General features: G+C 66.4%; 18 protein-coding genes and 1 pseudogene. 4 read left to right on the forward strand and 15 right to left on the reverse strand.

The features are described from left to right. Positions 1 to 26 precede the first annotated feature (26 nt). The 14 genes from JWN03_RS26815 to JWN03_RS26880 all read right to left on the reverse strand — a co-directional run bounded on the left by JWN03_RS26815 (position 27) and on the right by JWN03_RS26880 (position 19212). Positions 27 to 887 carry a 3-hydroxyacyl-CoA dehydrogenase gene (locus JWN03_RS26815; protein ID WP_297620745.1) on the reverse strand — a complete coding sequence of 287 codons (861 nt, stop codon included), beginning with the start codon at positions 885 to 887 and terminating at the stop codon, positions 27 to 29. After that, on the reverse strand, positions 884 to 1567 hold the full coding sequence (locus JWN03_RS26820; RefSeq protein ID WP_366914475.1) for a TetR/AcrR family transcriptional regulator: 684 nt from the start codon (positions 1565 to 1567) through the stop codon (positions 884 to 886). The genes JWN03_RS26815 and JWN03_RS26820 overlap by 4 nt, the downstream gene beginning before the upstream one ends. A 110-nt stretch (positions 1568 to 1677) precedes the next feature. Then, a complete protein-coding gene (locus JWN03_RS26825) occupies positions 1678 to 2853 on the reverse strand; it encodes a baeRF3 domain-containing protein (RefSeq protein ID WP_297620748.1) in 1176 nt (391 codons plus the stop codon). Positions 2854 to 2921: 68 nt separating this feature from the next. After that, complete coding sequence (locus JWN03_RS26830) at positions 2922 to 4382, reverse strand: amidase (RefSeq protein ID WP_297620750.1); 1461 nt, start codon at positions 4380 to 4382, stop codon at positions 2922 to 2924. Between the two features lie 12 nt (positions 4383 to 4394). Next, positions 4395 to 5720, reverse strand: coding sequence for a purine-cytosine permease family protein (locus tag JWN03_RS26835; RefSeq protein WP_297620753.1), 1326 nt, complete (start codon positions 5718 to 5720; stop codon positions 4395 to 4397). Positions 5721 to 5857: 137 nt separating this feature from the next. Continuing rightward, positions 5858 to 6733, reverse strand: a complete 876-nt coding sequence (locus tag JWN03_RS26840; RefSeq protein ID WP_297620756.1) for an alpha/beta fold hydrolase — start codon at positions 6731 to 6733, stop codon at positions 5858 to 5860. 22 nt (positions 6734 to 6755) lie between these two features. Beyond that, on the reverse strand, positions 6756 to 7733 hold the full coding sequence (locus JWN03_RS26845; RefSeq protein ID WP_297620759.1) for an SDR family NAD(P)-dependent oxidoreductase: 978 nt from the start codon (positions 7731 to 7733) through the stop codon (positions 6756 to 6758). Beyond that, positions 7730 to 8647, reverse strand: a complete 918-nt coding sequence (locus JWN03_RS26850) for an SDR family NAD(P)-dependent oxidoreductase (protein ID WP_297620762.1) — start codon at positions 8645 to 8647, stop codon at positions 7730 to 7732. The genes JWN03_RS26845 and JWN03_RS26850 overlap by 4 nt, the downstream gene beginning before the upstream one ends. Before the next feature lie 112 nt (positions 8648 to 8759). After that, positions 8760 to 9548: a phosphatase PAP2 family protein gene (locus tag JWN03_RS26855; protein WP_297620764.1), complete on the reverse strand. Its 789-nt coding sequence runs from the start codon at positions 9546 to 9548 to the stop codon at positions 8760 to 8762. Between the two features lie 126 nt (positions 9549 to 9674). After that, entirely contained in the window at positions 9675 to 11045 is a 1371-nt protein-coding gene (locus JWN03_RS26860) for an aminotransferase class I/II-fold pyridoxal phosphate-dependent enzyme (RefSeq protein ID WP_297620767.1), read from the reverse strand. Then, positions 11042 to 17392 (reverse strand): type I polyketide synthase, encoded by a 6351-nt coding sequence (locus tag JWN03_RS26865; RefSeq protein ID WP_297620770.1) that lies wholly within the window; start codon positions 17390 to 17392, stop codon positions 11042 to 11044. The genes JWN03_RS26860 and JWN03_RS26865 overlap by 4 nt, the downstream gene beginning before the upstream one ends. 68 nt (positions 17393 to 17460) lie before the next feature. After that, a complete protein-coding gene (locus tag JWN03_RS26870) occupies positions 17461 to 18084 on the reverse strand; it encodes a GNAT family N-acetyltransferase (protein WP_297620773.1) in 624 nt (207 codons plus the stop codon). 259 nt (positions 18085 to 18343) lie between these two features. Continuing rightward, positions 18344 to 18703, reverse strand: a complete 360-nt coding sequence (crcB, locus tag JWN03_RS26875) for a fluoride efflux transporter CrcB (RefSeq protein WP_297620776.1) — start codon at positions 18701 to 18703, stop codon at positions 18344 to 18346. Further along, on the reverse strand, positions 18700 to 19212 hold the full coding sequence (locus JWN03_RS26880; protein ID WP_297620779.1) for a FluC/FEX family fluoride channel: 513 nt from the start codon (positions 19210 to 19212) through the stop codon (positions 18700 to 18702). Before JWN03_RS26880 ends, crcB begins: the two co-directional genes overlap by 4 nt. Positions 19213 to 19379: 167 nt before the next feature. On the opposite strand from JWN03_RS26880, the pseudogene JWN03_RS26885 reads away from it, so the two are divergent. After that, positions 19380 to 19538 (forward strand): annotated as a pseudogene (locus tag JWN03_RS26885) (agmatine deiminase family protein); the annotation flags it as partial. Between the two features lie 28 nt (positions 19539 to 19566). Here the strand turns inward: JWN03_RS26885 and JWN03_RS26890 are convergent. After that, the gene (locus JWN03_RS26890; RefSeq protein WP_297620782.1) at positions 19567 to 20763 is read right to left on the reverse strand and encodes a PucR family transcriptional regulator; all 1197 of its coding nucleotides are present in this window, start codon (positions 20761 to 20763) and stop codon (positions 19567 to 19569) included. 178 nt (positions 20764 to 20941) lie between these two features. Here JWN03_RS26890 and JWN03_RS26895 point away from each other — a divergent pair, with 178 nt between their 5' ends. The 3 genes from JWN03_RS26895 to JWN03_RS26905 all read left to right on the forward strand — a co-directional run bounded on the left by JWN03_RS26895 (position 20942) and on the right by JWN03_RS26905 (position 25979). Then, a complete protein-coding gene (locus JWN03_RS26895; RefSeq protein WP_297620785.1) occupies positions 20942 to 22513 on the forward strand; it encodes a GMC family oxidoreductase in 1572 nt (523 codons plus the stop codon). Continuing rightward, positions 22510 to 24213 (forward strand): aldehyde dehydrogenase family protein, encoded by a 1704-nt coding sequence (locus tag JWN03_RS26900; RefSeq protein ID WP_297620788.1) that lies wholly within the window; start codon positions 22510 to 22512, stop codon positions 24211 to 24213. The genes JWN03_RS26895 and JWN03_RS26900 overlap by 4 nt, the downstream gene beginning before the upstream one ends. Before the next feature lie 152 nt (positions 24214 to 24365). Beyond that, positions 24366 to 25979: an amidohydrolase gene (locus JWN03_RS26905; protein ID WP_297620790.1), complete on the forward strand. Its 1614-nt coding sequence runs from the start codon at positions 24366 to 24368 to the stop codon at positions 25977 to 25979. Positions 25980 to 26245: the final 266 nt, after the last annotated feature.

The following is a 26245-nucleotide window of genomic DNA, read 5'->3' on the forward strand; positions in this document are numbered from 1 at the left end:
ATGCGAACTGGTTGCGGTGGAACGACTTACGAGGCGTACTTGTAAAAGCCCTCACCACTGGCGATCCCGAGCTTGCCCTGGCTGATGTAGTTGTCCTGCAACCACTTCGCGAGCTGCTTGGCGCTGTCGTCGCCATTGACGAGGATGTTGTACGGCGTGGTCAGCCCGATGACATCGAGAATCTGGAACGGGCCCAGCGGCGCACCGGTGGCAATGCGCCAGGTCTTGTCGACCGCGTCCGGTTCGGCGTAACCGCCCGAGCTCAGCCCCATGGCGGCATTGAGCAACGGCACCAGCAGCGAATTGAGTACGTAGCCGGCCTTCTCCTTGCGCAGCTCGATCGGCACCATGCCGATGGCGCCGGCGAAGTCGACGACCGCCTGATACACCTTGGGGTCGGTCTCCGGCGTGCCCATGACCTCGGCGGTATTGAACTGCCACACCTGATTTGCGAAGTGCAGCGCCAGGAAGCGGTCCGGGCGGCCGGTGAATTCGGCCATGGCGCTGGGCAGCAGAGTGGAGGAGTTGGTGGCGAAAATGGTGCGCTCCGGCGCGAATTTGCCGAGCTTGGTATAGGTGTCCTGCTTGATACTGAGCACCTCGGGCACCGCCTCGATCACCAGATCGGCATCCGCCACCGCCTGTTCGAGATCGGACCGGAGGGTAATGCCCGCGGCGGCCTTCTCGGCCTTGCCGTCACCGCCGCCGGCCACCTGGGTCTTGTAGATCTCCGAGAGTTTGACGAACCGCTCGCGGGCGGCATTGAGCGCCTCGTCATTGATGTCGTAGGCGGTGACTTCGAATCCGCTGAACGCGGTCTGGAAGGCGATCTGCGAACCCAGGACCCCCGTCCCCAGAACCGTCACCTTGCGGATATCGATGGTCAATGTGTGCTCCTCTCCAGGGCGTCACCGGTCGCCGCGGGTAGCGCAGCGAAGAATCCGGCGACTATTTGGCCGATTTGGGCTCGCAGGTCCGCGAGCGGGTCGTACTCCGGATGCGCGCCGGTCGCCGGTCGCGCCAGCGCCAGGTGCAGCACGGCGAAAACACTGCGCCCCGCCAATCGCGAATGTTCTTCCAGCAGTTCGGAATCGAGTCCGCGTGCCCGGGCGGCGCCGGCCAGTCGCTCGGCGACCATGGCCTCCAGGCGCGCGACCAGGGCCAGGCCCTCGGCCCGGTATTTCTCGGTGGGCGAGCCGAACAGCAACTCTCGCTGATAGGCGACCGTGTTCTCGGCATTGCGCCCGGCCGCTCGCACGGTCGGGCTGACGATCTCGATGACCGCCTCCGCCGGCTCGGTATAGGCCCGCGCCCGGCGCTCCACGAGTTCGAGAGCGGCCCGGAAATCCGCGTTGTAGACCATGAGCAGCAGCTCGCCCTTGGACGAGGCATAGCGGAACAGCGTCCCCGCGGCGATATCCGCGCGATCGGAGATCTGCTGCGTGGTCACCTGCGCGAACCCGTGTTCGGCGAACAGCGCGGCGGCGGCCTCGAAGATGCGTTCCTGTTTGTCGAGCATGCCCCGGACGCGGCGTCCGGCCGGTGTCACTTGCTCTGGCGCACTCAAGCGACACCTCCGGATTGCCTTCAGTAAATGAGCGGACTCATTTCCGAGCGTACCTCTGGCTATCGAAAGTGCAAGCAGCGCTCACCGGTCTTGATCAAAACGCAGCGTGATCAGTAGCGCAGGACCGCGATGGAGGCCGGCGCGACCGAGCTCTTGAAGAGAGCGGTGAGGTCCTCGGGCTCGAGCATGTAGACCGAGCCCTTGTTCTCCAGGGTCTTCACCGTCGCGTACTCGGTCAGGTCGATCACCGATGTGCCCGGCTCCGAATGGGTTTCGACGGCATCGGCCATTTCGTCGAAGCGGCCCCACTCCACCGCACCCGCGGTGAGCAGCAGCGTGTCGACCCGGCCCTGGAAGGCCGCCCGCACCACCTCGCCGATGGTGACCGCCACCCGGGTGGGGCCGTCCGCGAGCAATTGCGCGGCCCGTTCGAGGGCGGCGCGCTGACTGGCCTCGAAGTGTGGTCGCACCACGCCATAGGTGGTGGCGTGCAGTTTGCCATTGACGAGTGCCGCGGGATTGGTGTCGACCGTGCCGGCAAGCAAGGGGCCCAAGGTCGTTCGCTTCTTGAACTGCCCGGTGAGCTCCGGATCGGCGACCACCACCAGGGGGATCGCGCGGTCGGCCAGGCGGCGATCGACGGCCGAGGCCACCTTGCCGACCCATTCGTCGAGGGCGGTTTTGCGCCAGTCGGTCGGGGTTTCGCCGTAGACCTGGGTGCTCGTGGTGGCCTTGCCGCCGATATGCGGCCGGGCGGTAGGGCTGGCCAGCACGCGGTTCTGATTATCGTCGTCGAGATTGTCGGTCGGTCCGGCCGGCAGCAGGGCATCCCGCTCCTGCGTCAATGCGAATTTGGAGCCACCGTAGAAGGCCGCGCCGTCGGCTGTCATGGTGAGCACCGCGAATTCGCCGTCAGCGGCCAGCAGCGGCAGTAGCGGCTTCACATAGAAACCGGGCTCGAGGTGTACCTGCTCGGTGAAGGTCAGCGGCACCGTGAAGTGATACTGCGAGCCGTCGGCTCCGAGGAAGAGCGCCAGCCCCTGATCTTGATACCGCCAGAACCGCTCATCCTCGATGAGCGTGTGCCCGGGAGCCAGCAAACTTTCTGCTTCGGATTTACCGGCACCCGCCGCGAGCAACCGGCTGTGCGCCTCGGTAAGCAGATTGCGGAGCCGGATCGGGTCTTGCCGCGTCTCCGGCCCGCTGCTGTGCGTGGGTAGATATATCGAGACTCCGCGCCCCGGCGTGGCGGCAATGAGCGTCGACAGGTCGGACTGTTTGAACATCGGCCGTCCTTCTGTAGAGGTTGGCTGGTCGATTTTCATGCAGGTCCAAGTCAGCCTACGCCCCGTTCTCAGCCCGGGGGCCGGTGCTGGGACCAGGGCGCGACGCGCTCGATGGCCGCCGCCAGGCGCAGTACGGTGGCATCGTCGAGGTGGCGGCCGATGATCTGCAGGCCCACCGGCAGACCGCTGCCGGTCCATCCGGCGGGGATGCTCGCGGCGGGCTGACCGGTCAGATTGGCCGGGTAATTGAAGCCGATCCAGGCTGAGTCGGAGACCGGGCGGCCGTCGATCTCGGTCGGTCCTCGACTGCCTACCGGGAAGGCCGGGACAGCGGAGGTCGGGGTGACCAGCACGTCGATACGGCTCATGAGTCTGGCCATGGCGTTAACCAAAGTTTTGCGGATGATGTTCGCATCGGTGAAATGCTGTGCGGTCCAGTCCTCGCGCATCCACGCCACCAGATGTGGAGACATGTGCTCGCCGTGCTCGTCGATCAGGCGCCGCATGCCCGTGAGGTCGGTTTCGGCGACGATGAGGGCGGAGAAGGCCGCAGCCGGATCAGACCAGCCGGGCACGACCGTTTCGACGTGGCAGCCGAGTTGTTGCTCGAGCAGCTCGTGCACGGCCCGGTCGACCACTGCGCGCACCTCCGGATCCACCGCCAGGTACCCGAGATCGGGGCTGTATCCGACGCGCAATCCGGCTACGGCGCCGTCCCTTTCGCCGGCGCGGGCCGCGCCGATCCAGTCGATATCCCCGCACGGAATGGAGTGCCGATCACGCGGATCGGGTCCGGCGAGCACCGACAGCAGCAGGGCCGCATCGCCCACGGTCCGGGTAATGGGCCCGATGTGTTCCAAACTCTCCCAACCGGATACGCCGGGCAGCCGTTCGTCCCGGCAGCCCGGATAGACCGGCACCCGGCCCATGGAGGGCTTGATGCCGACCAACCCGCAGAGCGCCGCCGGTATGCGCACCGAGCATCCGCCGTCACTGCCCAGCGCCATCGGGACGATCCCGGCCGCGACCGCCGCCGCCGATCCGGCGCTCGAACCACCCGGGGTGAGTGCCGGATTCCACGGATTGCGGGTGGTCGGGAACAGCATGTTCTGTCCCGTTGCGCTGTAACCGAATTCGGAAGTGTTGGTCTTTCCCACGCAGAGGGCGCCGGCCGCCAGGCTGCGCTCGACCACGATATCGTCCTCGTCCGGCACGAAGTCGCGATAGATCCAGGAGCCCGAGGTGGTCCGCATGCCCGCCGTGGACAGCAGATCCTTGATGCCCATCGGCACTCCGGCCAGCGGTCCTGCGGCTTCCCCTCGGGCCAGCGCATCGGCCAGCCGAATCGCCTGTGCGCGAGCCAGATCCGGGGTCGGCGTGCAGAAGGCATGCAGGGTCGGCTCCACCTCCTGCATGCGATCCAGCGTGGCATCCAGGACTTCCACCGGGGACACTTCGCGCCGGGTGATGCGGCCGACGATCTCGGTGGCGGACAGGTAGCAGAGCTCGTTACGCTCGGATGTTCGCATCCGCTGTCCCGCTCAGGCCGCGGCGATTTCGACAGCCGGTTCCGCGGACGCAGCCGCCGGAACCGTCCGTGCGAAGGTCAGTCCCGCCTGCACCAGCGCGCCGACCACGAAGCCGACCACGGCATCCACCGACCCCGGGAGCTGATAGTGGGCGATGGCGGCGGCCAGCGCGCCGATCGCCCACGCCGCGAACGCGATCGGCTGAACTCCCGCCACGACAAGGGGTTTCACCCGCTTCGACAGCACCTGCCCGACGATCAATACCGCGCCGATCGGCGGCACGATCACGCCCAGCAGCTGCAGCCAGTTCACAATGTGACTCCAGATGCCGGTCAGCGCCACGAACGCACCCACCGTGCCGAGCAGCACCGCGAGTGTCCGCATGCGCAACGGCGTGAGTCCCGACCAGCCCACCGCACCGTTGTACAAGCAGTGCGCGGCAACGGAACCCAGATTCGCCAGCACGAAAAGCACTGCCAGCCCGGTCATCAGCCCGCCGTGCCCGGTGAGCAGACCGAGGAAGGCGCCGCCGTTCGATGCGGGATCATCGGCCCCGCCGATGGCCACCACCAGTCCGCCGATCAGGAATGCGATGGTGTTCGCGAAGGGGAATGCGGAGGCGGCGGCCACCACACCGGAGCGGCCGTCCTTGGCCCATCGGGTGAAATCCGCTGTCATGGTGCCGGAGTCGGCGAATCCCGCGATCACAATGCCCACGCAGGCCCAGAATCCGAGCCCGTGGCCCGCCCCCGAGTACGAGAGTGCGTGCGACAGTGACTGTCCGCCCTTGTCGAGGCCGAAATACAGTGCCACCCCGGCCATGACGAGGAACAGCGGCATGCCGATCATCCCGATCACCGACAGCGCCCGGATACCCAGCGCGGTGATGACGATGTATACGACCGCACCCAATAGCCCGCCCCACAGCGGATTCCACCCGAATACGCTCTGCAGGGTCGTTCCGGTCAGCCCGACCTGATACGAGAACCACCCGATGACCACGGTGGCCAGGAACCCGACCACCACCGCGCGCCCGCGTCGCCCGAATGCCGCCTCGGTCTGCAGCGAGAAGTTCCGCCCGCTATTGCCCGCGATCCAGCTCAGTGTGCCCACGTATCCGAACAGCAGCAGATTCCCGAGCAGGATGGCCCAGAACCCCCGCATCATCCCCTGGTTGTATACGATTAGCCCGCCGAAAACCGCATTGCCCAGGCACATCGGAAACCCGGCCCACACTGCCGACACCGAGAGCAGGCTGCGCCTCGCGGCCGCCGGAACCGGCTCGTGCTCGTACTCTCCCGTCGGAGATTCACTGATCGACTTGTCCGTAGCGCTCATGGTGCAGTCCCTCGCTAGCGTGAAACACAACATGTTTTGTATACGATCCACGTGTTGCGGTTGCCTGCACCAACTTTGACGGCCATGTAACAAACCGCCCCCTTCGAGGAAGGAGGCGGTTCGGTGAGCGGTATCAGTCAGTCGCTGGCAGGGGAGGGAGCCGCCGGTGCGGCGAGGAAGTCGCGCAGGTGGGCGGTGAAGGCGGCGGGTGTTTCGACATTGGGGCTGTGACCTGCGGAGTCGATGAGTTCGAAGCGAGCGCCGGCGGCCGTGTAGCGATCCCGGGTGACGGCCCAGTCGTACATACCGTCGAGGCGGCCGTGAATGACGAGGGCGGGGAGGGCGAGGCGGCGGATCTGGCGGTCCAGGGGATTGGCGGCCAAGGCTTTCCGGCGATCGGTGCTCACCGCGCGGTAGGCGCGCCAGGACATGGCCTGGTGGTCCAGGAACATCTGATGGACCGAGGGTGTGGCCCTGGCCAGGTCGAACTTCGGCGCGAAGCCGGCGCGAAGAGCCTGGCGAACAATAGGTTCGGGCGCGAAGCGCTGCAAAAGGCGGGCAATGGGGCCGAGGGTCAGCAGCGGTGTAGCGGCCGGGACATTCAGGTAACTCAGGTCCGGTGCCTGGTCGAGTACAACGATCTCGCTGATGCGTGGGGAGCGGGCGGCCACGGCCAGGGCGGCATCCGCACCCCAGGAATGCCCGACCACGGCGACATTCGCGACGCCGAGTTCGGTGAGCAGGGCCGCCAGCATGCTGCCCTGCCCCTCCTGGTCGAAGCCGTAATCGCCGCCGGTGCAGCCGAATCCGAGCAGGTCCACGCGAATGACCCGGTAGGTGTCGGCGAGCAGCGGGGTGACCGCGTCCCACCAGTGCACAGATCCCTCGAACCCGTGCAGCAGCAGGACGGGCTTCCCGTCGGTGGGGCCGTCCTGGCGGACGTGGATGGGCCGGCCCTGCACGGTGAGGAGATCACCGATCCGGGCCCGTGACTTCACTGCAGTTGACGCCATCGTCTTCACCACCGGCTTTCTGTCATACGGTCGAGGGAGATCCTCTCATTTCGGACGGGTTCTGCGGCGCCTCCCAGTAGGTTTGCAGACCGCCGCGTTGTGGCATGCGTTCGGCGAGCTGTTCGGCCAGGCGCAGCACCACCGGCTGATCGATGAGGAAGCGGCCGATCCATTCGATCTCCGGGCCGGTCGCTAACCGCATGACCGTCCTGGTAGTGCCGGGGAAGAAACGGGCCACGCGGTAGCTGATCCAGGACTCGGGGCGCAGCGGCAGCACCGCCTGATTCCGGCGTGCGGCGTCGACGATCTTGCGGCCCGCCTTGTCCGGGTCCATGCCGAGCAGCGTCATGCCCTTGACGATCGCCTGCTTTCCGATCGAGAGCTGTTCCTCGCTGACGGTGGCCACCGTGGCGGTCGCCCCCAGATTGGTCGCGATCAGGCCCGGGCAGACCACGGTCACCCCGATGCCCCGGCCGGCCAGTTCGGCCCGCAGCGTCTCGCTGAAATGCTTCACCGCGTACTTGCCGATGCTGTACGGAGTGGCGAGCCGGGCGGGTGCGAAGGCGGCCATCGAGGCAATGTTCACCAGCTGCCCACCGGTCCCGCGGTCGGCCATCTGAGCGCCGAAGACCCGGCAGCCGTGAATCATCGCCATCATATTGATGTCGATAATGCGGCGCAGATCCGCCAGCGGAATGTCGAGAAACGGTCCGCCGACCAGGATTCCGGCATTGTTCACCACCACATCGGGCACGCCGTGGGTATCGCGGACCTGCTCGGCGAAGGCCTCCAGCGCCGGGGTATCGGAGACATCGAGTGCGTACGCGTGGGCCGCACCGCCGTTGGCGCGAATCACCGCCACCGTGTCTTCGGCTGTCGTGTAGTTGATATCGGCAACCACAACCACCGCGCCCGCCTCGGCCAGCGCCTTGGCGATTCCGCGCCCGATTCCGCTGCCCGCGCCGGTGACTACGGCGACTTCTGGATGGAAGGGTTTCATCGCACTGTCTCCTCGGGTACCAGGCGTTCCAGCACATCATCTATGCGCCGCAGCGCCGCATCCGGCACGAACCGTGTCACCAGATCGACCAGCTGCCGGGTGTCCATGAATCGAGCCGCGAGGCGGGCGCCGGTCGGCGAGAGCCGGGCCGCGGTGCAGGCGATGCGTGATTCGAACGGTGTCGGCGCGATGGCGGCGTTGCCGGCGGCGATGCGAACGATATTGCGCCCCACCGTCTCCGGCGCGCGCGCGACCAGCCGCGCGGCCGCCACCGAGATGTTCCGGACCCGGTCGCTCATCTCGGTATCGAAGCCGACCACCTGAGCAGAAGGATAGAACCCGGTATTGATGAATGCCGGAAGTACCGCGGTCACACCGACTTTGGTGCCCGCGAACTCCAGTCGCAGGCATTCGGTGAGCATCTGCGCGGCGGCCTTGCTGGTGCAGTACGGCGTGCTGAGCGGAATCGGGATGACCGCGGCGGGCGAGGTCACATTGAGAATGCGCCCACCCTGCCCGTCATCGACCATCTGACGCCCGAAAAGCCTGCTGCCGTAGACGAGTCCCCAGAAGTTGACCCCCATGATCCGGTCCCAGTCCTGGGCGGAGTGCCCGAGAAACGGCCCGGCCGTGGTGTATCCGGCATTGTTGACCAGCACCGTGGGCGTGCCGTGCGCGGCGTACACATCGGCCGCGAACTGTTCCATGGCGTCCGCGTCGGACACGTCGACGGCGTGCGAGTGCGCCTGACCGCCTGCCTCGGTGATCGTATCGACCGTGGTCTGCGCGCTGTCCTTATTGATATCGCTCACCACGACTCGCGCGCCTGCGGCGGCGAAACACGCTGCGGTGGCGCGGCCGATGCCACTCCCCGCGCCGGTCACAATGACCAGCTTGTTCTGGAATTTGGACATGCCTTCTCCTCCGGCTACATTGCCTGGGCGGCGTCAACCGTCTCAGACAGTGTACGACACCGGTGCCGGAGGGTGAAGGAAAAGTCGCTGGGAGCGCCGGCGAATTCCCGTGCTACGTCAGGTATTCCCGGCGACGGCCGGGGAGCACGGGCGGGTGGATGAGCGCCGCGATGGCGAGCAGGGCGACGGCGACTATGACGTCGGCCCAGTAGTGGTTGCCGGTGCCGACTACGACCAGGGTGGTGATGAGGGGGTGCAGTAGGAGTAGCCAGCGCCAGGGCGTGCGGGTGGCGGCGATGAGGCCCATGGCCAGCAGGAGTGCCCAGCCGACGTGCAGGGAGGGCATGGCGGCGTACTGGTTGGAGAGGGTGTCGGTATCGGGTGGGCCGTAGACGGATTGACCGTATTTCGCGGCCAGGTCGACAAATCCGTCTTCGGGCAGCATGCGCGGCGGCGCGAGGGGGATGAGCATGTGCAGGGCCAGTGCGGCGCCGGTCACGGCCACCATGAGATTGCGGGTGACCCGGTAGTACATGGGGCGGAAGGTCCACAGCCACAGCAGTGCGCCCACCGCCACCGCGAAATGTGCGGTGGCGTAATAGAAATTGGCCGGGACCGCGAGGAAACCGTGGTGCACGAAAATCGCCTGCACCGCCGTTTCGTGCGGCATTTGCAGGCGATGTTCCCAGTTCAGCAGGGTGCGGGCATTGGCGAGTGCGTGGTCCTGCTCGTCGGCGGCCATCATGCGGCCGATTCGATAGGTCAGGTATCCGACGGTGATCACCACCAGTTGCACCACGGCTTCGCGTCCGCGCCCGTGTACGGCCGCGCGCGTGCGGTCGAGGACGCCGGTGCCTTCCTGCGAAACACCCACTGGTGCATCGAGATCCAGTGCCACCATTGGCACGGCCTCCTTCCGGGTCGAGCGGGTGGCCCGTGCTACGTTAACCGGAGTAACACCCTCCGTTTAACGTAGCACCACCCGTTCGTCAGCAGAAGTGGGGGATCCTCCGCAGTGGCCGAGCCCCTACCCGACCGCTGCCGTTTCGGGCAGCTGATCGGCCATGGCAACGGTCTCGGCGAGCAGGTCCGCCGTCGAGACCAGTTGCTGCCGCGTGTGTTCCGAGGTCATGAAGAAGCGCAGGCGCTCCTTGCCGACCGGGACCGCCGGGGCCGAGATGGCTCCGGCGTACACCCCGCGCTGCAGCAGTACGCCGGAGACGAACCCGGCGCGAATCTCGCCCGGCACGATCACCGGGAAGATCGGCGTGCCCTGCGACTCGCCCAGATTGAGTCCGCGTTCCCGCAGGAGCGAATCGAACAACCGGGTGTTGTCCCACAGCCTGGCCACCCGCTGCGGTTCCGCCTCCAGCACTTCCAGCCCCGCAAGAGCCGCGGCAATGGTCGACGGTGCGGGACCGCCGGTGAGCATGGCCACACCCGGTGCGGCGGCCTTCATGGCCCCGATGAGGTCGGCATCGGCGGCAATGAAGCCGCCGCAGCTGCCCAGCGCCTTGGAGAGCGTGCCCATCCAGATATCGACCTCCGCGCCGGCCATACCGTAGTACTCGCGAATGCCGTGGCCGCGCTCGCCGAACACACCGAACGAGTGCGCCTCGTCCACCATTACGGCACAGTCGAATTCCCGTGCCACAGCCGCCAATTCGGCGACCCGGCCCACGGTGCCGTCCATGCTGTAGTGGCCCTCGAGCACCACCAGCGCCCGATCGAATCCGCCGCGCGACATGCGCAGCACCGAGCGCAGCGATTCGGGATCGTTGTGCCGGAAGTTGATTCGGCGGCAGCCGGCCCACTGCGTGCCGGAGACCACGCTGCCGTGGATCAGCGAATCGCAGATGGCGACATCACCCTCACCGAGCAGGAAGCCGATGACACCGGCATTGGTGAGGTAGCCGCTGGTCGTGACCATGGCATCGCCGACGTCGTAGATGCCCGCCAGCCGCTGCTCCAGCTCGCCGTAGAGCGGGATCTCCCCGGCGACGATCCGGCTGGCCGAGGCCGAAGCGCCGTACTGGTCCAGGGCGTCCTTGGCCGCCTGGATCACCTGCGGATGGTGCGAGAGGCCCAGGTAGTTGTAGGCGCTGAAATTGACCAGATCGCGGTCATCGGCGTGAATCACCGTGTCGTTCGGGCCGGTTCGAGCCAGGAACAGCGGATTCACCAGCCCCGACTGTGCGCTGATGGCGGTGATGGCCGCCTGTTTGGCCACCGTTGCCGCCACCTCGGGATGGTCGGCGAACTGGCGGCCGGGACCGCGCACCGGCCGTGCCGGAGCGCTGACCGGCCGGGGCGCCGGGGCCTGCATGGTGGCGGTGCCACCGCCATTCCCGGTGCCCGCCAGTAGCTTCCGGGCCAGATCGCGTGCGGATTCACTCATGCCGTCACCTCCACTGCTGCGGGCACCGCATCGCCGGATGCACCGATCAGGATTTCGGCAGCGCGAGTTCCCGCCTGCTGCAGCGTGAAGGTACGCCCCAGTTTCAGCGAGATCAGGTCGATGCCGAGGGTCTTGCCCACCAGTGCGCCGAATTCGACCGCCATGAGCGAATCGAGTCCGAGTTCCGGCACCGGCACGGTCAGATCGATGGAGTCCGCGTCCACGCCCATGACCACCGCCAATTGCTCGGCGAGCATGTGCGCCACCACATCTCCGCGCTTCTGCTCATCGAGCGCGCGCAGCGCGGCCACCAATTGTGATGCGGCCGAATCGTCTTCGGCCGCAGCCGCGATCTGTGCTTCGACGCGGCCGGTCATGGCGAAGAACGGCGCGGTGGCCGATACCTTGCTCCAGTCCACCGGAATCATGGCGACCTGGTGGTGCAGGCCGAGTTCCAGTGCCCGCTCCAGGAATTCGGTGCCCTCGTCCATATCGACGGAGTCGAATCCGGTATTGCGCAGGTACCGCGCCAGATTCTCCTCGGCCTCGGCCATACCGCCGCCGGACATGTGTCCCCAGCCGACGGCCAGCACCTTGCCGCCGTCCCGGGCGACCACATCGGCAATGGACTGCAGCGCGAGATTCGCCGCGGTGTACGAGTATTGCCCGACACCACCGAAAATCGCACTGCCGGAGGAGAACAGCACGAACAGGTCCAGTTCGGCCCCGGCCAGGGCGATACCGTTGCGCAGCGCCCGCGCGCCCTCGATCTTGGGGCGATACACCGTGGCGAGGCTGTCCCGGTCCATGACCGTAATGCGCTTGTCGTCGACAACACCGGCGGTGTGGAAGACACCCCGCAGCGGATGCTCGGGGGAGTGGGCGCGCCCGACCACCGCGGCCATGGCCTCGTAATCGGTGACATCGGCTCGCTCGGAAATCACCTGCACGCCCTGGTGTTCCCACGCCGCGAGCTGATTGCGGCTCGCGTCGGTGGTGGCGCCGCTGCGGCCCAGCAGGGTCAGATGCCGTGCACCAAGCCCGACCAGCCAGCGCCCGATCGCCAGGCCGAACGCGCCGAAACCACCGGTGATCAGGTACTGCGCGTCCGGATCGACGGTGACCTTCGGAATCTGCGGACGCACCAGTGGCGCTGCGGAATCCAGGCTGACCGCGATCCGCCCGATCTGGGTGGAGCGCGCGACATCTTCGAATGCCCGGACCACATCGTCGGTGTCGTACAGCGTGAACGGCAGTCGCTTGTAGTGGCCCGAGGCCAGTGACGCCTCGACCCGCTTCATCCGCTCCACCGATTCGACCCGGCGCAGCGCGAACATGCGGTCCAGATCGAAGGAGTGGTAGGAGATGTTCTTGTCGAAGAAGCGCAGGTCCAGCACGCCGCCGCCGTAGATATCGGCCTTGCCGATCTCCACGATGCGGCCGAATTCGGCCACCGCCTGGAAGTTCCGGCGCAGGATCTCCCCGGGTGCGGTGCTGATCACGATATCCGCGCCGGTGCCGCCGGTGAGTGCGAGCACATCGTCGGCGAAATTCAGCGAACGGGAATCGAGTACATGATCGGCGCCCTGTTCGAGCACGTACTCGCGCCGTTCGTCGGTGCTGGCCGTGCCGATGACAATCGCCTTGTGCAGCTTGGCGATCTGCACCGCCGCCGAGCCGACGCCGCCGGCCGCGCCGTGCACCAGCACCACCTCACCGGGCTGCAGGTGCGAGAGCCCCAGCAGTGCGTGCTCCGCGGTCGCGAAAGCCGTATCGCTGGTGCAGTATCCGGGCTGATGCTCCTCGGGCACCTGGGTGACGAGGCCGCGATCGGTGGTGTGGAAGCGGCCGAACATGCCCTTGGAGGACATGATGACCTTGTCGCCGACCGCGAGATCGGTGACGTCCGAACCGATTCGGACGATGACGCCGTCACCCTCCATGCCCGGAACGAGGCCGAAGGCGGTGCCCGCCAGCTCCTCCTCGCCGAGCACGCCGAGCACCTTCAGCGGGTCCTTGAAGTTGAGGCCGATGGCCCGCAGCCGGACCTCCACATCGTTCGGTCCCGGCGCCTGGCGGTCGCAACGCCGCCAGCCGAGGCGGGACAGTACCCGCGACTTCGGCAGCTCCAGGGTGAAGTTGGCCTCCGGATCCGTCAGCGGCACCGCCTCGTCCAGGCCGTCGATCCGGCCCTGCAGAGAGGCGTCGACCACGGTGACCCAGCGCAAGCCGTTGCGCAGGAACACCTCATCGGAGTGGTCGTAGGTGAACGCGCCCGCAATGGCCAGCTCGGCCGCGAGTTCCTTTGTCGTGACCTCGGATTCGAGGTCGACCAGCCGCCAGCGCAACCGCGGCTGCTCGTTCAGCAGCACCCGGCGGGCGCCCAGCAGCGCGGCATGCACCGGATCGGGCGCGGCCTCCTCGTGCGGATGCGCGAAGGCGTGCTCGGTGATCAGGGTGACGTGCATGGAACCGTCGCCCATGATCGGCACTTCCACACCGCGCCGCACAACCCAGTCCTCGAAGAATGCCTCGAAGGCGACGGCCACCCGGCGCAGTGTCCACAGATTGTCGAGGTCGTCGTATTCGGTACCGGCGACCAGCACCACGTGCAAGCGTTCCACGCCCTCGTGCGTAATCGCGGCTTCGAGGCGTTCGCGGACAAGGGTTTCCAGATCCTCGCGGCTCGGCTCGCCCAGCACGAGGGTTTCGCCCCGGCCCAGTCCGGCGATCTCCGCGGCGCGTGCGCTCGGCTGCGTCCCGAGGTCGAAGACGACCGTGAACGCCGCCTCCGCGCTGGGCAGTCCGCTGCGGTCCACCGGCTCGCGCATTTCCCAGCGGTCTTCGTAGAAGAAGTCCGTCATCCGTTGCAGCGCACCGCGACCCGGTGCGATGGAACCGAAACGCATACCGATGATCTGCAGCACGACCCGCTGCTGGGCGTCGAGCAGATCGATATCGGCGACCGGGGCCGCACTGGTATCCAGACGGGCCACCACGGTCACCTGATCGGGAATGATCCCGAAGGCCCGGACCTCGGCCACGCCGACCGGGACCATGGCCCCGTCCTCCGTACCGCCGGTGCCCGCGAGCAGTGCGGCAACGCTCTGCAGCGCCGCATCCACCACAGCGGGGTGTGCCAGATGCCCGGAATCGGTGGCGATGGTGCCGTCGAGCGTGGCCAGCACGGTCGAGCCGGAGATCCGGATCGAGGTGGTGCGCTGGAAGGCCGGGCCGTATTGCAGTCCGCGCGCGGCCAATCCGGCGTAGAACGCGGCCGGGTCGACGGCGTGCATCTCATCGACATCCGGCAGGGTCACCGTGGTCGGTTCGAAGGTGCCCTCGACCAGCCTGCCGGTGGCATTGGTGGTCCAGAGCGCATCGGCCTTGGCGCGCGAGCGAATCGTGAAGCGCCGGGTCGTCTCTTCCACATGAAGCTCGAGTGTCGGAGCCGTGCCATCGTCGATGATCAGCGGTGCCAGGAAACGCACCTGTTCGACCGCAACCCGGGTGGATTCGGTACGCAGCGCAGCCGCACTCAGTGCCGCATCCAAATAGGCCGCGCCGGGCAGGATTCGGGCACCGCCGACCACGTGATCCTCGAGCCAGGGGTAGGCCCCGACGCTGAGCTGAATCCGCCACGAGGTGGTCGCATTGTTCAGATCCGGATCACCGAGCATCGAGTACACGCCGGGTGTTCCGTGCTGCAGCTGCTGGAAGATCGCCAGCTCATGGCGCAGATGAGTGCGCTGCCAGGGGTAGCGGGGCAGCTCGATGTGCGGGGTGACGAGGTCCCCGAACAGCGCGCCGATATCCAGTACGCCCGCGCTGTAGAGCCCGGCGATGGTCTGCCGAATGCTGTCGGCATCGGCCTGTTTGCGATCCAGCGTGGCAACGGTGGTGCCGGTTTCATCCACGCCGATGAGGATTTCGCGAATGTTCGCACCCAGCACCGGATGCGGTCCGACCTCCAGGAACACCCGGCTGCCGGTGCCGACCAGGGCGGTGATCGCATCGGCGAAGCGAACGGGGCGGCGCACATTCGAGCACCAGTATTCGGCGTCCCAGTCACCCGCGGTGACCGTCTGCCCGGTGACGGTGGACAGCAGCGGCAGTGTCGGGTCAGACAGCTTCAAATCGGCCAGCACGGTGCGCAATTCGTCGAGAATCGGCTCCATGAGGTAGCTGTGGTAGGGCACCTCGACCTGTAGTCGGCGCGCGAAAATACCTTGCTCGGTGAGACTTTCGGCAATGGCGTCGAGTCGCTCCACCGCACCCGCGAGCGTGACGGCGCTCGGGCTGTTGACGGCCGCGATATCGACCAGCTCATCGCCGTCGATCAATTCCTGTGCGGCACTGCGGGGCAGGCCGACCGCGAGCATGCCGCCGGAACCGGCGGTGGTCGCCTGCAACCGGGCGCGATGGTAGCTGACCAGCAGCGCATCGTGCAGCGAGAGCATGCCGGTGACATAGGCCGCCGACACCTCGCCCACACTGTGCCCGACCACGGCGGCCGGGCGGATACCCAGCTCCTCGAGCATGGCGAACAGCGCCACCTGCACCAGGAAGTTGGCGGGCTGGGCGATCGCGGTCGTGGTGACCCGTGATTCCTCCTCTGGCCGCTGCAGTTCCTCGATGATGGACCAGCCGGAGATCTCCTGGAACACCGCATCGATACGCGCCGCCTCGGCGGCGAAAGTACCACCGGCCGCGAGCAATTCGCGCCCCATCCCCCACCACTGCGGGCCCATGCCGGTGAAGACGAAGACCGGTTCGGCGACCTTGCGCGGGATCACCTTGGTCGCGGCGCGGCCGCTGCCATTGGCGAATTCGATGAGTGCGTGCACCAATTCGGTGTCGTCGGCGAAGGTCAGACCGGTCCGGAACTGGTGGTGCTGACGGCGCGTCCACGCTGCCTCGGCCAGCCGTCCCGGATCCGCGCCGTCGGCGATCAGCTCGGCGAAGCCGCGTGCCAGATCCCGCGCGGCCTGATCGGTGCGCGCCGAGAGCGGCAGTACGCCGAAGTGCCTGGGCTGCCGCACCGCATCGGCGGCCGGCAGGTATTCCTGCAGGATGGCGTGCGCATTGGTGCCGCCGTAACCGAAGCCATTGACCGCGACGGTCATTCGCTCGATCTCGGGGCCGACCGTTTCCGCCTCCAGCTGCAGCTTGATGCCCAGCTCGTCGAACGGAATATCGGGATTGGGGGTATCGAGCCAGCCCTGCGGTGCGATGGTGCGCTTGGAAATGGCCAGCGCCGATTTGATGATGCTGGCAATGCCCGAGGCGGCCTCGGTATGACCGAGCTGCCCCTTCACCGAGCCCACGCCGACCGGCGTGGTACGGCCCTCGACCTGGCCGTAAGCCCTTCCGATAGCACGCAATTCGAGCGGATCGCCGACCGGGGTGCCGGTGCCGTGCGCCTCCACATAGGTGACCTCGTGCGGTGCGATGCCCGCCCGCACTGTCACCGTCTTGGCCAGAGCCTCCTGCAGATCGGCATTGGGGACGGTTATCGCGGTGGTGCGACCGTCCTGATTGGAGCCGGTCGCCTTGATGACCGCGTAGACCCGATCTCCGTCGCGCTCAGCATCTTCCAGCTTCTTGAGCACGACCATGCCGGAGCCCTCGCCGCGCCCGTAGCCGTCCGCCGCCGCGTCGAAGGGCTTGCTGCGACCATCGGTCGCGAGGAAGCCGCCCTTGCACATGGTGACGAAGGCTTCCGGCTGCAGCAGCATGGTGACGCCGCCCGCCATGGCGACCCTGCAGTCGCCGTTCTGCAGCGCCTGACAGGCGAGGTGCAGCGCGACCAGTGACGACGAGCAGGCCGTGTCCACCGTCAGTGCGGGGCCGACCAGATTGAGCGCGAACGCGATTCGGTTCGACAGCATGGTGTACGACGCACCTGCTGCGGTGTGCATATCCACGTACGGCAAAGCCTCGGTGGTATTGGAGACCGCGAGTTGATCGAGGGTGAACGCACCGATATAGACGCCGATCGACGTCCCGGCAATGTGTCCCGCGATGCCCGCATCGTCGAGCGCCTCCCAGGCGACCTCCAGAATGAGCCGCTGCTGCGGATCCATGGATGCGGCCTCACGCGGCGAGATCCCGAAGAAGTCGGGATCGAAAGCCCAAGGGTCGCCGGTCATGAAGGCGCCCCGCTTGGTGTACATGCGACCGGGCGTACGCCGGTCCGGGTCGTAGTAACGGCGGTAGTCCCAGCGCGTGGCCGGAATGTCGACGACGCCGTCGCCCTTGTTGATGATGAAGTCCCAGAAGGATTCCGGTGAATCGATACCACCCGCGTATCGGCACCCGATTCCGACAATGGCAATGTCAGACACTACGACTCCTCGGCAAAAGATTGAACTGGTGATTCCCCCCCGAGAAGGCTGTCGCCGGTCCGGCGCGCTCAGGGCGCCGGAACAGGCTGCCGCAGCATGAAATTCATCTCAGGTCCGATACTCCCGATACGGACCTGGCGAATGACGTCGTAGCCGAAGGCGGTGTAATAGGCGATATTGCCGTCCTTACAAATCCCGCCGACCGTGTCCGACTGCTGATCGGCCAGTGCGTTGAGCCATGTGACGAGCTTGCGCCCCACTCCGGCGCGCTGTACCGCCGGATCCGCGCCGAGGTACACCATGAAGTGATGTCCTTCGGTGGGCCGGACCTCGGCAATCGCCTCGTCCACATGCATGCCCCGAGTGGTCCCCGCACCCATGGCCCACAGCAGCAGCGGCCCCGAAACCGCTTCCCGCCAGAGTGATTTGCGGTATCCCGCCGGATACCAGAGCAGTGCGCCCACCACCTTGCCGTCGACGGTGGCGACCGCTGCGCCGTCCGCCGGCAGGAAGCGGTACCGGATCATCAAGCGCAGCATGCGCGGTGACCTGCGGTGCCGGTCCGTTTCGTCGGGGAAGACGTACTCCTCGATCGGGTCATCGGTCGCGAACGCCCTGCAGATGATTCGCGCGATGTCGTCGATGTCGTGCTCGGTGGCTCGGCGGATGACCGGTACAACCGACTGATCCAAGACTGTCCCTCTACCTTGTGCTACCCGATGCCCGGCCGCGCTGACGGGCAGATCTGCACGCCCATACCCAGGGCGGTAGCTCTTAGGCTACTGACCAGTAGGTTACATTGGCCAGCCCTGGCCGTTAGCCATACAAGTTGTGGCATAGAACAATTCGCCGAACCATTGCCAAGGAGGCGTGAATCACATAAAGTCTCCGGCGCGAATCACCTGGTACGCAACATAATTGACTCAGACAGTTATGCGGCGGTTCTTGAAATCAGAGCAACGCCTGTGCGGTGGTGTAGGCCAAAAGGGTTGCGCCCAGCCCCGCGATCACGCTGACGCTGACATTGAGTGCGGCGTAGAGGTACGCGCGCTGCTCGGCCAAACGGACCGTTTCATAACTGAAGGTGCTGTAGGTGGTCAGCGCACCGCAGAAGCCGGTGCCGATGAGCGCGAAGACCGGCGACGAGACAGCAGCCCCGGTAATTCCGCCCAGCACCAGGCAGCCGATGAGATTGACCGTGAAGGTGCCCCACGGGAAAAGGCTGTCGTGCCGAGTCTGAACCGCGCGATCGGTGAGGTAGCGCAACGGCGCACCGACTATGGCGCCGAGTACTACGAGTAGGGCGGTCACTTGGCGACCTCCATGCGACGGAGTGCAGCCGCGTGCAGGCCGCGGGTCAGGCGCATGGCGGCCAGCGCTGCCAGTAGTGCGCACAACAATGTGGCTGCCAGATAGGTGAACGCGAGTGCGACCGTGCCCGGCTGTATCAGGGCCCGCGTCTCATTGGCATAGGTCGAGAAGGTGGTGAAACCGCCGAGAATGCCCACGCCCAGGAACGGGCGGGTCAGCGGGTGGGCTTTGCGAATATCGGTGATCACCACCATGAGCACACCGATCAGGAAGCATCCGATCACATTGGTGACGAAGGTGGCCCACGGAAATCCGCCGGCCGGTGTCGGCCACACCTGCGCCAGCCCGAACCGGGCCAAGGCTCCGAGCGCGCCGCCTGCCGCGATCACCGCCAGTACCAAGCCGTGTGTTGCGGAGAGTTCCTGCCGCTGCCCGGAGGTATGAAGATCGACATCGGAATCGATCGGTGAGAAAGGAGTTCCATCCTTCTCGGTCCGCTCACTGGTCACACAGGTCTCCTACCTCAGCCACCCGCAGGTGTTCCATGGGTAGGGACTGTTGGCGGCGACCGTGCCGCGGTTGTTCCGACCGCCGGAATTGTTCCGGTTCGATCGGAGCGGCGAGCCCCACCGCCGCATCGCTGACCAGGATAGTCAACCTGTGTTCGATTGCGCGCATCGCTCCCGAATTCGGGGATTCGGACACCGACTCGGCGGCCAAGGCAACGCTGGACCGGCTGTTCCCCGGCAGGGAGGTCGTGCGGATCAATATCGATGCCATTGCCGCGGGCGGTGGCGGCATCCACTGCACCACTCAGCAGGAACCCGCCGACTAGTCGTGGCTCGGGCTTGCCTGTCCGTCTGCTACCGAGCAGGGGTGGCTAGCAGGCGGGTGGCGCGCAGGGCCAGGTAGAGCTCGGCGGTGTGCTTGGGGTCGGTGTAGTCGCGCCCGGTGAGTTCCTGGATGCGGCGCAGCCGGTGATGAATGGTGTTGCGGTGGTAGTGCAGCCGGGTCGCGACGGCGGTGCTCGAACCATTGCATTCGAACCACATGTCCAGGGTGTCGAGCAGGGTGGCTCGTTCCTGCGGATCGGGGAGATCGAGGATGGGCCCCAGAATGTGCTGGGCCAGTTCCTGTCCGGCATTCGGTGCGTGCGCGATGAACAGCGGGATGGCCGTATCGCCGTAGGTGGTGACCGCGACCGTTCCGGGTTCGGTGCAGTGGCAGGCCAATTCGGCCTCGCGAAGAGCGGCCACGGCCTCGGCGGGAGTGGTGAAGGGACGGCTCAGCCCGATGCGCCCGGTGGCGGACGCCCGCAGCATGGTGGGGAGCGCGGTGACCGAGCGGGCGGCGGTCAGACTGAGCAGGCCGATCTGCGCATCCAGCTCGGTGAGCCAGATGGAGTTGATATACCTTGCGGCCAAATGGGTTTCGATGCCTTCGAGGGCCGAGATCCCCCGGGTTGCGAGCTCCGCGCTGACCACCACAAAGGTTCCGGAATGCGGAAGTTGCAGGTGGCGCGCCACTTCCCATAGTGCGTTGCTGTCGATATTGCCGTCCAGCAGGGAGCGCAGCATCAGCCGCCGCTCCTCGCGATCGCGGCGTGCCCGGTCGGCGACATGCCCGCTGTAGGCCTCGGCGGCCGCACTCGAGTACTCGTCGATAATCTTCCACACCTCGGAGGCCAGGTGCGGCAACGATTCTCGCGATCCCTCGCCCACCTCGTCGAGTAGCCGATCCCAGATGAGTCGCCCGCACAGCCGATAGGCGTGCAGCAGTGCGGCCAGCGGCACGCCCTGTTCGGCCTTGAGTCGTCCGGCTGCCGCAGCGGCGGTCAGTGACACCTGCCCGGACCCGGCCAGCTGCGTGAGTACGGACGCGACATTGTCACGCACCGAATTCGTGAGTTGGTCGTCGGTGAGCTGTGTGGCTTCGGCATAGGCGTGATCCCCGGCGCGAATGTGCACCACCAATTCGGCGGTGAGCTCCTCCAGCCGGGCGAGCAGGCGCTGCGCGAGCACAGTCGAATGGTCCAGTTCAGGGCGGATCACGACCGACATGGACTGATTTTAGTGCCCAGGTGGTCGATTCGGGTTGTGCTCGAGCACAGTCGCACACCCGGCTATTGGAAACTCCCGCCCATGGTGGCCGGCGGTCCCGGGGCGGCACGATCGAAGTCGGTAGTGACCCAGGCCACAGTGTTGTCGGGGGCATCGGAGCGAGGAAAGAAGTTCGAGCATGTACGACTACGTTGTCGTCGGAGCCGGATCCGCAGGGTCGGTGCTGGCCGCGAGACTGTCCGAGAATCCCGATGTCACCGTGGCGCTGATCGAGGCGGGCGGCGCCGATACCGCCGACGAGATTCATATCCCCGCCGCCTTCGGCTCGCTGTTCAAAAGCCGCTGGGACTGGGATCTGGATACCGAACCGGAGCCGGGACTGCTCGGCCGGCGCGCGTATCTGCCACGCGGCAAGATGCTCGGCGGCTCCAGCTCGATGAACGCCATGATCTACATTCGCGGCAATCGGGTCGACTACGACGAGTGGGCCGCCGGCGGCGCGCAGGGCTGGGGGTACCAGGATGTGCTGCCGTATTTCCAAGTGGCCGAGGACAATGAGCGTGGCAAGGACGCCTATCACGGTGTCGGCGGACCGCTGACGGTGGCGGAGGGTCGCTCGCTCAATCCGCTCGGTGATGCCTTCCTGGAGGCCGCCGAGCAGGCGGGTTACCAGCGCAATGACGATTTCAACGGCGCCACTCAGCTGGGTGTCGGCCGCTACCAGGTGACGCAGCGCAATGGCATGCGGTGCAGTGCCGCCGTGGCCTACCTGCATCCCGCCGCCACCCGGCCGAATCTCACGATCATCACGGATGCGCTGGCGCACAGGGTGATTCTCGACGGCGGCCGCGCGGTCGGCGTGCAGATCAGCCGGGGCGCGGAGCTCGAGGAGATTCGCGCCGAGCGTGAGGTGGTGCTGGCGGCGGGCGCGTACGGGACGCCCCAGCTCCTGCTGCTGTCGGGTGTCGGACCCGCAGATCAATTGCTGCCCTTCCAGATCGAGGTGCAGCACGAGCTTCCGGTCGGCGAGGGATTGCAGGACCACCTCATGGTCATGCTGAACTACCTGACCGAGCAGGAATCGCTCATGACCGCGCTGACGCCGGAGAATCTGGCGCTGCTGCAGGGCGAGGGCAGGGGGCCGCTGACCTCCAATGTCGGTGAGACGGGCGGATTCTTCGAGACCAGAACCGGTCTCGCGGGCCCGGATGTGCAGTTCCATCAGGCGCCGGTGCTGTTCTACGATGAGGGCCTCGGGGCGGCGGTCGCGCACGGGTTCGCCATTGGTTCCTGTGTTTTGAAGCCGACCAGTCGTGGCCGGGTCACCCTGCGTTCGGCGGCACCGGACACCGCGCCGCGCATTCTGCACAACTACCTCGCCACCGAGTCGGACCGGGCCAGCCTGCTGGCGGGCCTGCGGATCGGCCTCGACATTGCGAGCCAGCCGGCGCTGCAGGCCGTTCGTACCGGGGATTTCACTGTGCCGGAAGGTGATTCGGATGCGGAGCTGCTGACCTATGCCCAGCGCACCGCGCAGACGCTCTATCACCCGACCTCGTCGTGTGCCATCGGGTCGGTGGTGGACAGCCGACTGCGGGTGCTCGGCATCGACGGCCTGCGGATTGCCGACGCCTCGGTCATGCCCAGCGTGACCCGGGGCAATACCAATGCGCCCACCATCATGATCGCGGAGAAGGCCGCCGCGATGATCCTCGAAGACGCCGATTCGACTGCGGGAGTGCAGAAATGAGTGCAACAACGGACACCATCGAAGAGGCCGTCAAGGCACTGCGTGCGGGTGAAGACGAATGGTCCCGCACGCCGCTGTCCGGACGCCGCGCACTGCTGGATCAGATCCATGCGCTGACCGAGGCGAATGCCGAGGAGTGGGTGCGGATCGCGGCGGGCATCAAGGGACTGCCCGCCGATTCGCCGCTGCTCGGCGAGGAATGGATGAGTGGGCCGTATCCGCTGCTGACCGCTACCAGTGCGCTGGCGGGGAGCCTTGCCGCGCTGGAGGCCGGGCGCAGTCCGGTCGACGGTTTCACCATTGCCGCAGCGCCCGAAAACCGTTCGGCGGTCAAGGTATTGCCGCACGGCATCTTCGATTGGCTGCTGCTCAATGGTTTCACCGCGGAGGTGTGGACCAAGCCGGGTGTGGATGCGAGCACTGTGCGTGCCAAAGCTGGACTGGCGCAGCGTAACCCGGAGCAGACCAATGGTGTCGGCGTGGTGCTGGGCGCGGGGAACATTTTCTCCATCGCGCCACTGGACGTGCTCTATCAGCTGTTCGCCTACAACCGGGTGGCGGTGCTGAAGGTGAATCCGGTGACCGATCCGCTGCTGCCGGTCCTCGAGAAGATCTTCGCCCCGGCCATCGAACGCGGCTTCGTCCGCATTCTGACCGGGGGATCGGAGGTCGGGAAGGAGTTGGTCGACCACCCCGATATTGCCGCCGTGCACATGACGGGCAGCTCTATCACCCACGACGCCATCGTGTTCGGTACCGGCGCGGAGGGCGTGCAGCGTAAGGCCGCCGGCACTCCGCTCATCGACAAGCCGATCACCAGTGAACTCGGCGGCATCTCGCCGACCATTGTGGTGCCGGGCAAGTGGTCGAAGGCCGATCTGAAGTTCCAGGCCGCGCATCTGGCCACGCAGCGCCTGCACAATAACGGCTACAACTGTGTGGCCTCGCAGGTCGCGGTCATCAGCTCGGACTGGGCGCAGAAGGCCGAATTCCTGGCTGCGGTCCGAGAAGCGTTCCAGCAGGCCCCTGTTCGCACCGATTACTACCCGGGCTCGGCTGCTCGGGTGAGTGCGGCGCGCACCGCCTACCCCGATGCGGAGGCCGTCGGGAGCGGCGGCGAGCGGACCCTGATCTTCGGCCTGCAAGCCGACGAGGCGGAGGAAGCGCTGAATGTCGAGTACTTCGCGCCGGTCTTCGGTGTCATCGAATTGCCCGGCGCTGGAGCCGATTTCCTGCGGCAGGCGGTGCGGGCCGCCAATGAGAAGTTCGAAGGCACGCTGGGCGCGAACATCATTGCCCACCCCGCGACAATCAAGTCGCTGGGCGCGGAATTCGACTCGGCGGTAACGGGATTGCGCTACGGCACCATCGGCATCAATGCCTGGACGGCCGTCGGCTACCTCACCGCCCTGGCCAGTTGGGGCGCCTTCCCCGGGCACACACTCGACAATGTGCAGAGTGGAATCGGCGTGGTGCACAACGCCTTACTGATCGACGATCCGGAACGCACCATTGTGCGCGGCCCCTTCCGCCCGTCTCCGCGCTCGCTCGTGAACGGCGAACTGACCCTTGCCCCGGTGCCGCCCTGGTTTGTCACCAACCGCACGGGCGTCACCACCGGCCGCCGCCTGACGTACTTCGCGGCCAGCCCGAGCTGGGCCAAGATCCCGGGCATCTTCGCCTCGGCGCTGCGCGGCTGAGGCACTCCGGTCGCCCTCGGGCTAGGGCCGATCGGACCTGAAAGAAGTGGCAAGCGGGTCGGCGTCACCGCCGACCCGCTCCACTTCGCCCGCACCCTCCGGCCGAGCTGATCGGCTGTATACGCTCGGAGGGCGAGGCGAAGGAGTGGATCATGTCGAATGACAATGCCGACCTGGTGATTCGTGCGGGAGCCGTGCGCACGCTGGTCCCGGGGCAATCCGTGCAGCGGGCGATCGCGATCATGGGTGACCGGATCGTGGCGGTCTCCCCGGACCCGCAGGGTCTCGGCGACTGGATCGGCCCGGAGACGGTGGTGATCGACCGGCCGGAGGCGACGGTGCTGCCGACCTTCGACGACACCCACACCCACCTGATCATCGCCGGAAACAGCGCCCACGATGTGCCCGTCCACCTGGCGAAGGATATTCCGCAGCTGCTCGATCTGATCCGTGAGCGCGCCCAGCAGACCTCGCCCGGCCAGTGGATTCGCACCACCGCCAACTGGCAGGAGATCAATCTGCCGGAGCGGCGCTTCCCCACTGCCGACGAGCTCGACACCGCCACCGACAAGCACCCGGTGTTCCTCATGCGCGGCGGCCACAATGTGGTGGTCAACAACCTCGCGCTGGAGCTGGCCGGAATTACCCCGGAAACCCCGGATCCCGCTGGTGGCCACCTCGGCCGTGCCGCCGACGGCCGACTGACCGGGTTGGTACAGGACAACGCCATTCCGCTGGTAGCGCGACTGCTCCCCGCAGCCACTGCCGAACAGCGGGTAGAGGGACTGCGGGCCGCCAGCCTGGACTACGCCGCCAAGGGCATCGGCCTGGTGCGCGATGCCATGGTTCCGGTCGACGATCTGGCCATACTGCGCACCGCCATGGAAGCGGGCGCCCTCAATGTGCGGGTCCGGGCCATGGCCTCGGCCCTGGGCTATTCGACCGTCGAAAGCGTCGACGAGCTGCTGGACCGGCTCGAGCCGTGGCGTGACCGGTCCGATCCGTGGCTGTCGGTATGGGGTGTGAAGTTCGGCCTGGACGGCGGTATCGAAGCCGGAGCCACCCGCGAGCCCTACGCCTGCGACCACAGCTTCTTCGGGTACCTGACCTGGAAGCCCGAGGTGCTCATCGCCGCAATGGATCGAGTTCTGTTGCGGGGCTGGAAGATCGGGACACACGCCTACGGTGACCGCGCCATAGAGACCTTGCTGGATGTGTACGCCGAGCTGCAACGCCGTTACCCCGACCTGCCCGCCGGATCGCTCGTCATGGAACACGGCGGCCTAGCCGATGCCGAACTACGTTCGCGTGCAGTGCAAATGGGCATCCCCGTGACCATCCAACAGCCGCTACTGCACGATGTCGCCCGCATCGAAGACACCTACTGGGGACCGGAGCGGGTCGATGCACTCTTCCCCGCCCGCGGCTGGCTCGATCAAGGGGCACTCGTCACCGGTGGCTCGGACTACCCCGTTGGCCGCTACGGCGCGATGCGCTCGGTCTGGGGCATGGTCACACGGCAGACGGTAACCGGAGTACGAGGCCCGGAGCACGCCATCACCGTCGCCGAAGCAATCGCCCTACACACCACCAACCCGGTTGTCTTCCTAGGCGAATCGGACTCACGAGGCGCCCTGACCCCAGGCCGCCTGGCAGACCTAACAGTGTGGAACATCGACCCAACCACCGCCCCCGCCGACCAATTACACGACCTGGAGCCCACCCACACGGTCATAGGCGGACGCCTAATCCACAAGCCAACCTGATCGTGACCACATACCGATCCCGCCAAAGACCAAGCAACCCATCAATTTTCAATCTTTGATCTTTCGTGTTTTGTCTCGAGAACGGCACCACAGCCGGTCGACCGAGCTGGAACCGCAGGTATTCCCTCCCAACCGCGGAAGGTAAATCGGGTACGTCTCCTGACGTGCCCAGCACGGCCATCTCGAGCTTTGCTCGCGCCCTCTCGCAGACCAACCCTTTCCCCGATGCAAGTAACCCAGGTGCACCGACCCGTTTCGGCACAGAA

This window comes from Nocardia sp. (genome assembly GCF_025465275.1).
GTDB lineage: Bacteria > Actinomycetota > Actinomycetes > Mycobacteriales > Mycobacteriaceae > Nocardia.

Bases quoted from the DNA above. Each gene is read 5' to 3' on its own strand.
- JWN03_RS26825 (WP_297620748.1), bottom strand. From the start codon at position 2,853: ATGTTCAAACAGTCCGACCTGTCGACGCTCATTGCCGCCACGCCGGGG.
- JWN03_RS26830 (WP_297620750.1), bottom strand. From the start codon at position 4,382: ATGCGAACATCCGAGCGTAACGAGCTCTGCTACCTGTCCGCCACCGAG.
- JWN03_RS26835 (WP_297620753.1), bottom strand. From the start codon at position 5,720: ATGAGCGCTACGGACAAGTCGATCAGTGAATCTCCGACGGGAGAGTAC.
- JWN03_RS26840 (WP_297620756.1), bottom strand. From the start codon at position 6,733: ATGGCGTCAACTGCAGTGAAGTCACGGGCCCGGATCGGTGATCTCCTC.
- JWN03_RS26845 (WP_297620759.1), bottom strand. From the start codon at position 7,733: ATGAAACCCTTCCATCCAGAAGTCGCCGTAGTCACCGGCGCGGGCAGC.
- JWN03_RS26850 (WP_297620762.1), bottom strand. From the start codon at position 8,647: ATGTCCAAATTCCAGAACAAGCTGGTCATTGTGACCGGCGCGGGGAGT.
- JWN03_RS26855 (WP_297620764.1), bottom strand. From the start codon at position 9,548: ATGGTGGCACTGGATCTCGATGCACCAGTGGGTGTTTCGCAGGAAGGC.
- JWN03_RS26860 (WP_297620767.1), bottom strand. From the start codon at position 11,045: ATGAGTGAATCCGCACGCGATCTGGCCCGGAAGCTACTGGCGGGCACC.
- JWN03_RS26890 (WP_297620782.1), bottom strand. From the start codon at position 20,763: ATGTCGGTCGTGATCCGCCCTGAACTGGACCATTCGACTGTGCTCGCG.
- JWN03_RS26895 (WP_297620785.1), top strand. From the start codon at position 20,942: ATGTACGACTACGTTGTCGTCGGAGCCGGATCCGCAGGGTCGGTGCTG.
- JWN03_RS26900 (WP_297620788.1), top strand. From the start codon at position 22,510: ATGAGTGCAACAACGGACACCATCGAAGAGGCCGTCAAGGCACTGCGT.
- JWN03_RS26905 (WP_297620790.1), top strand. From the start codon at position 24,366: ATGTCGAATGACAATGCCGACCTGGTGATTCGTGCGGGAGCCGTGCGC.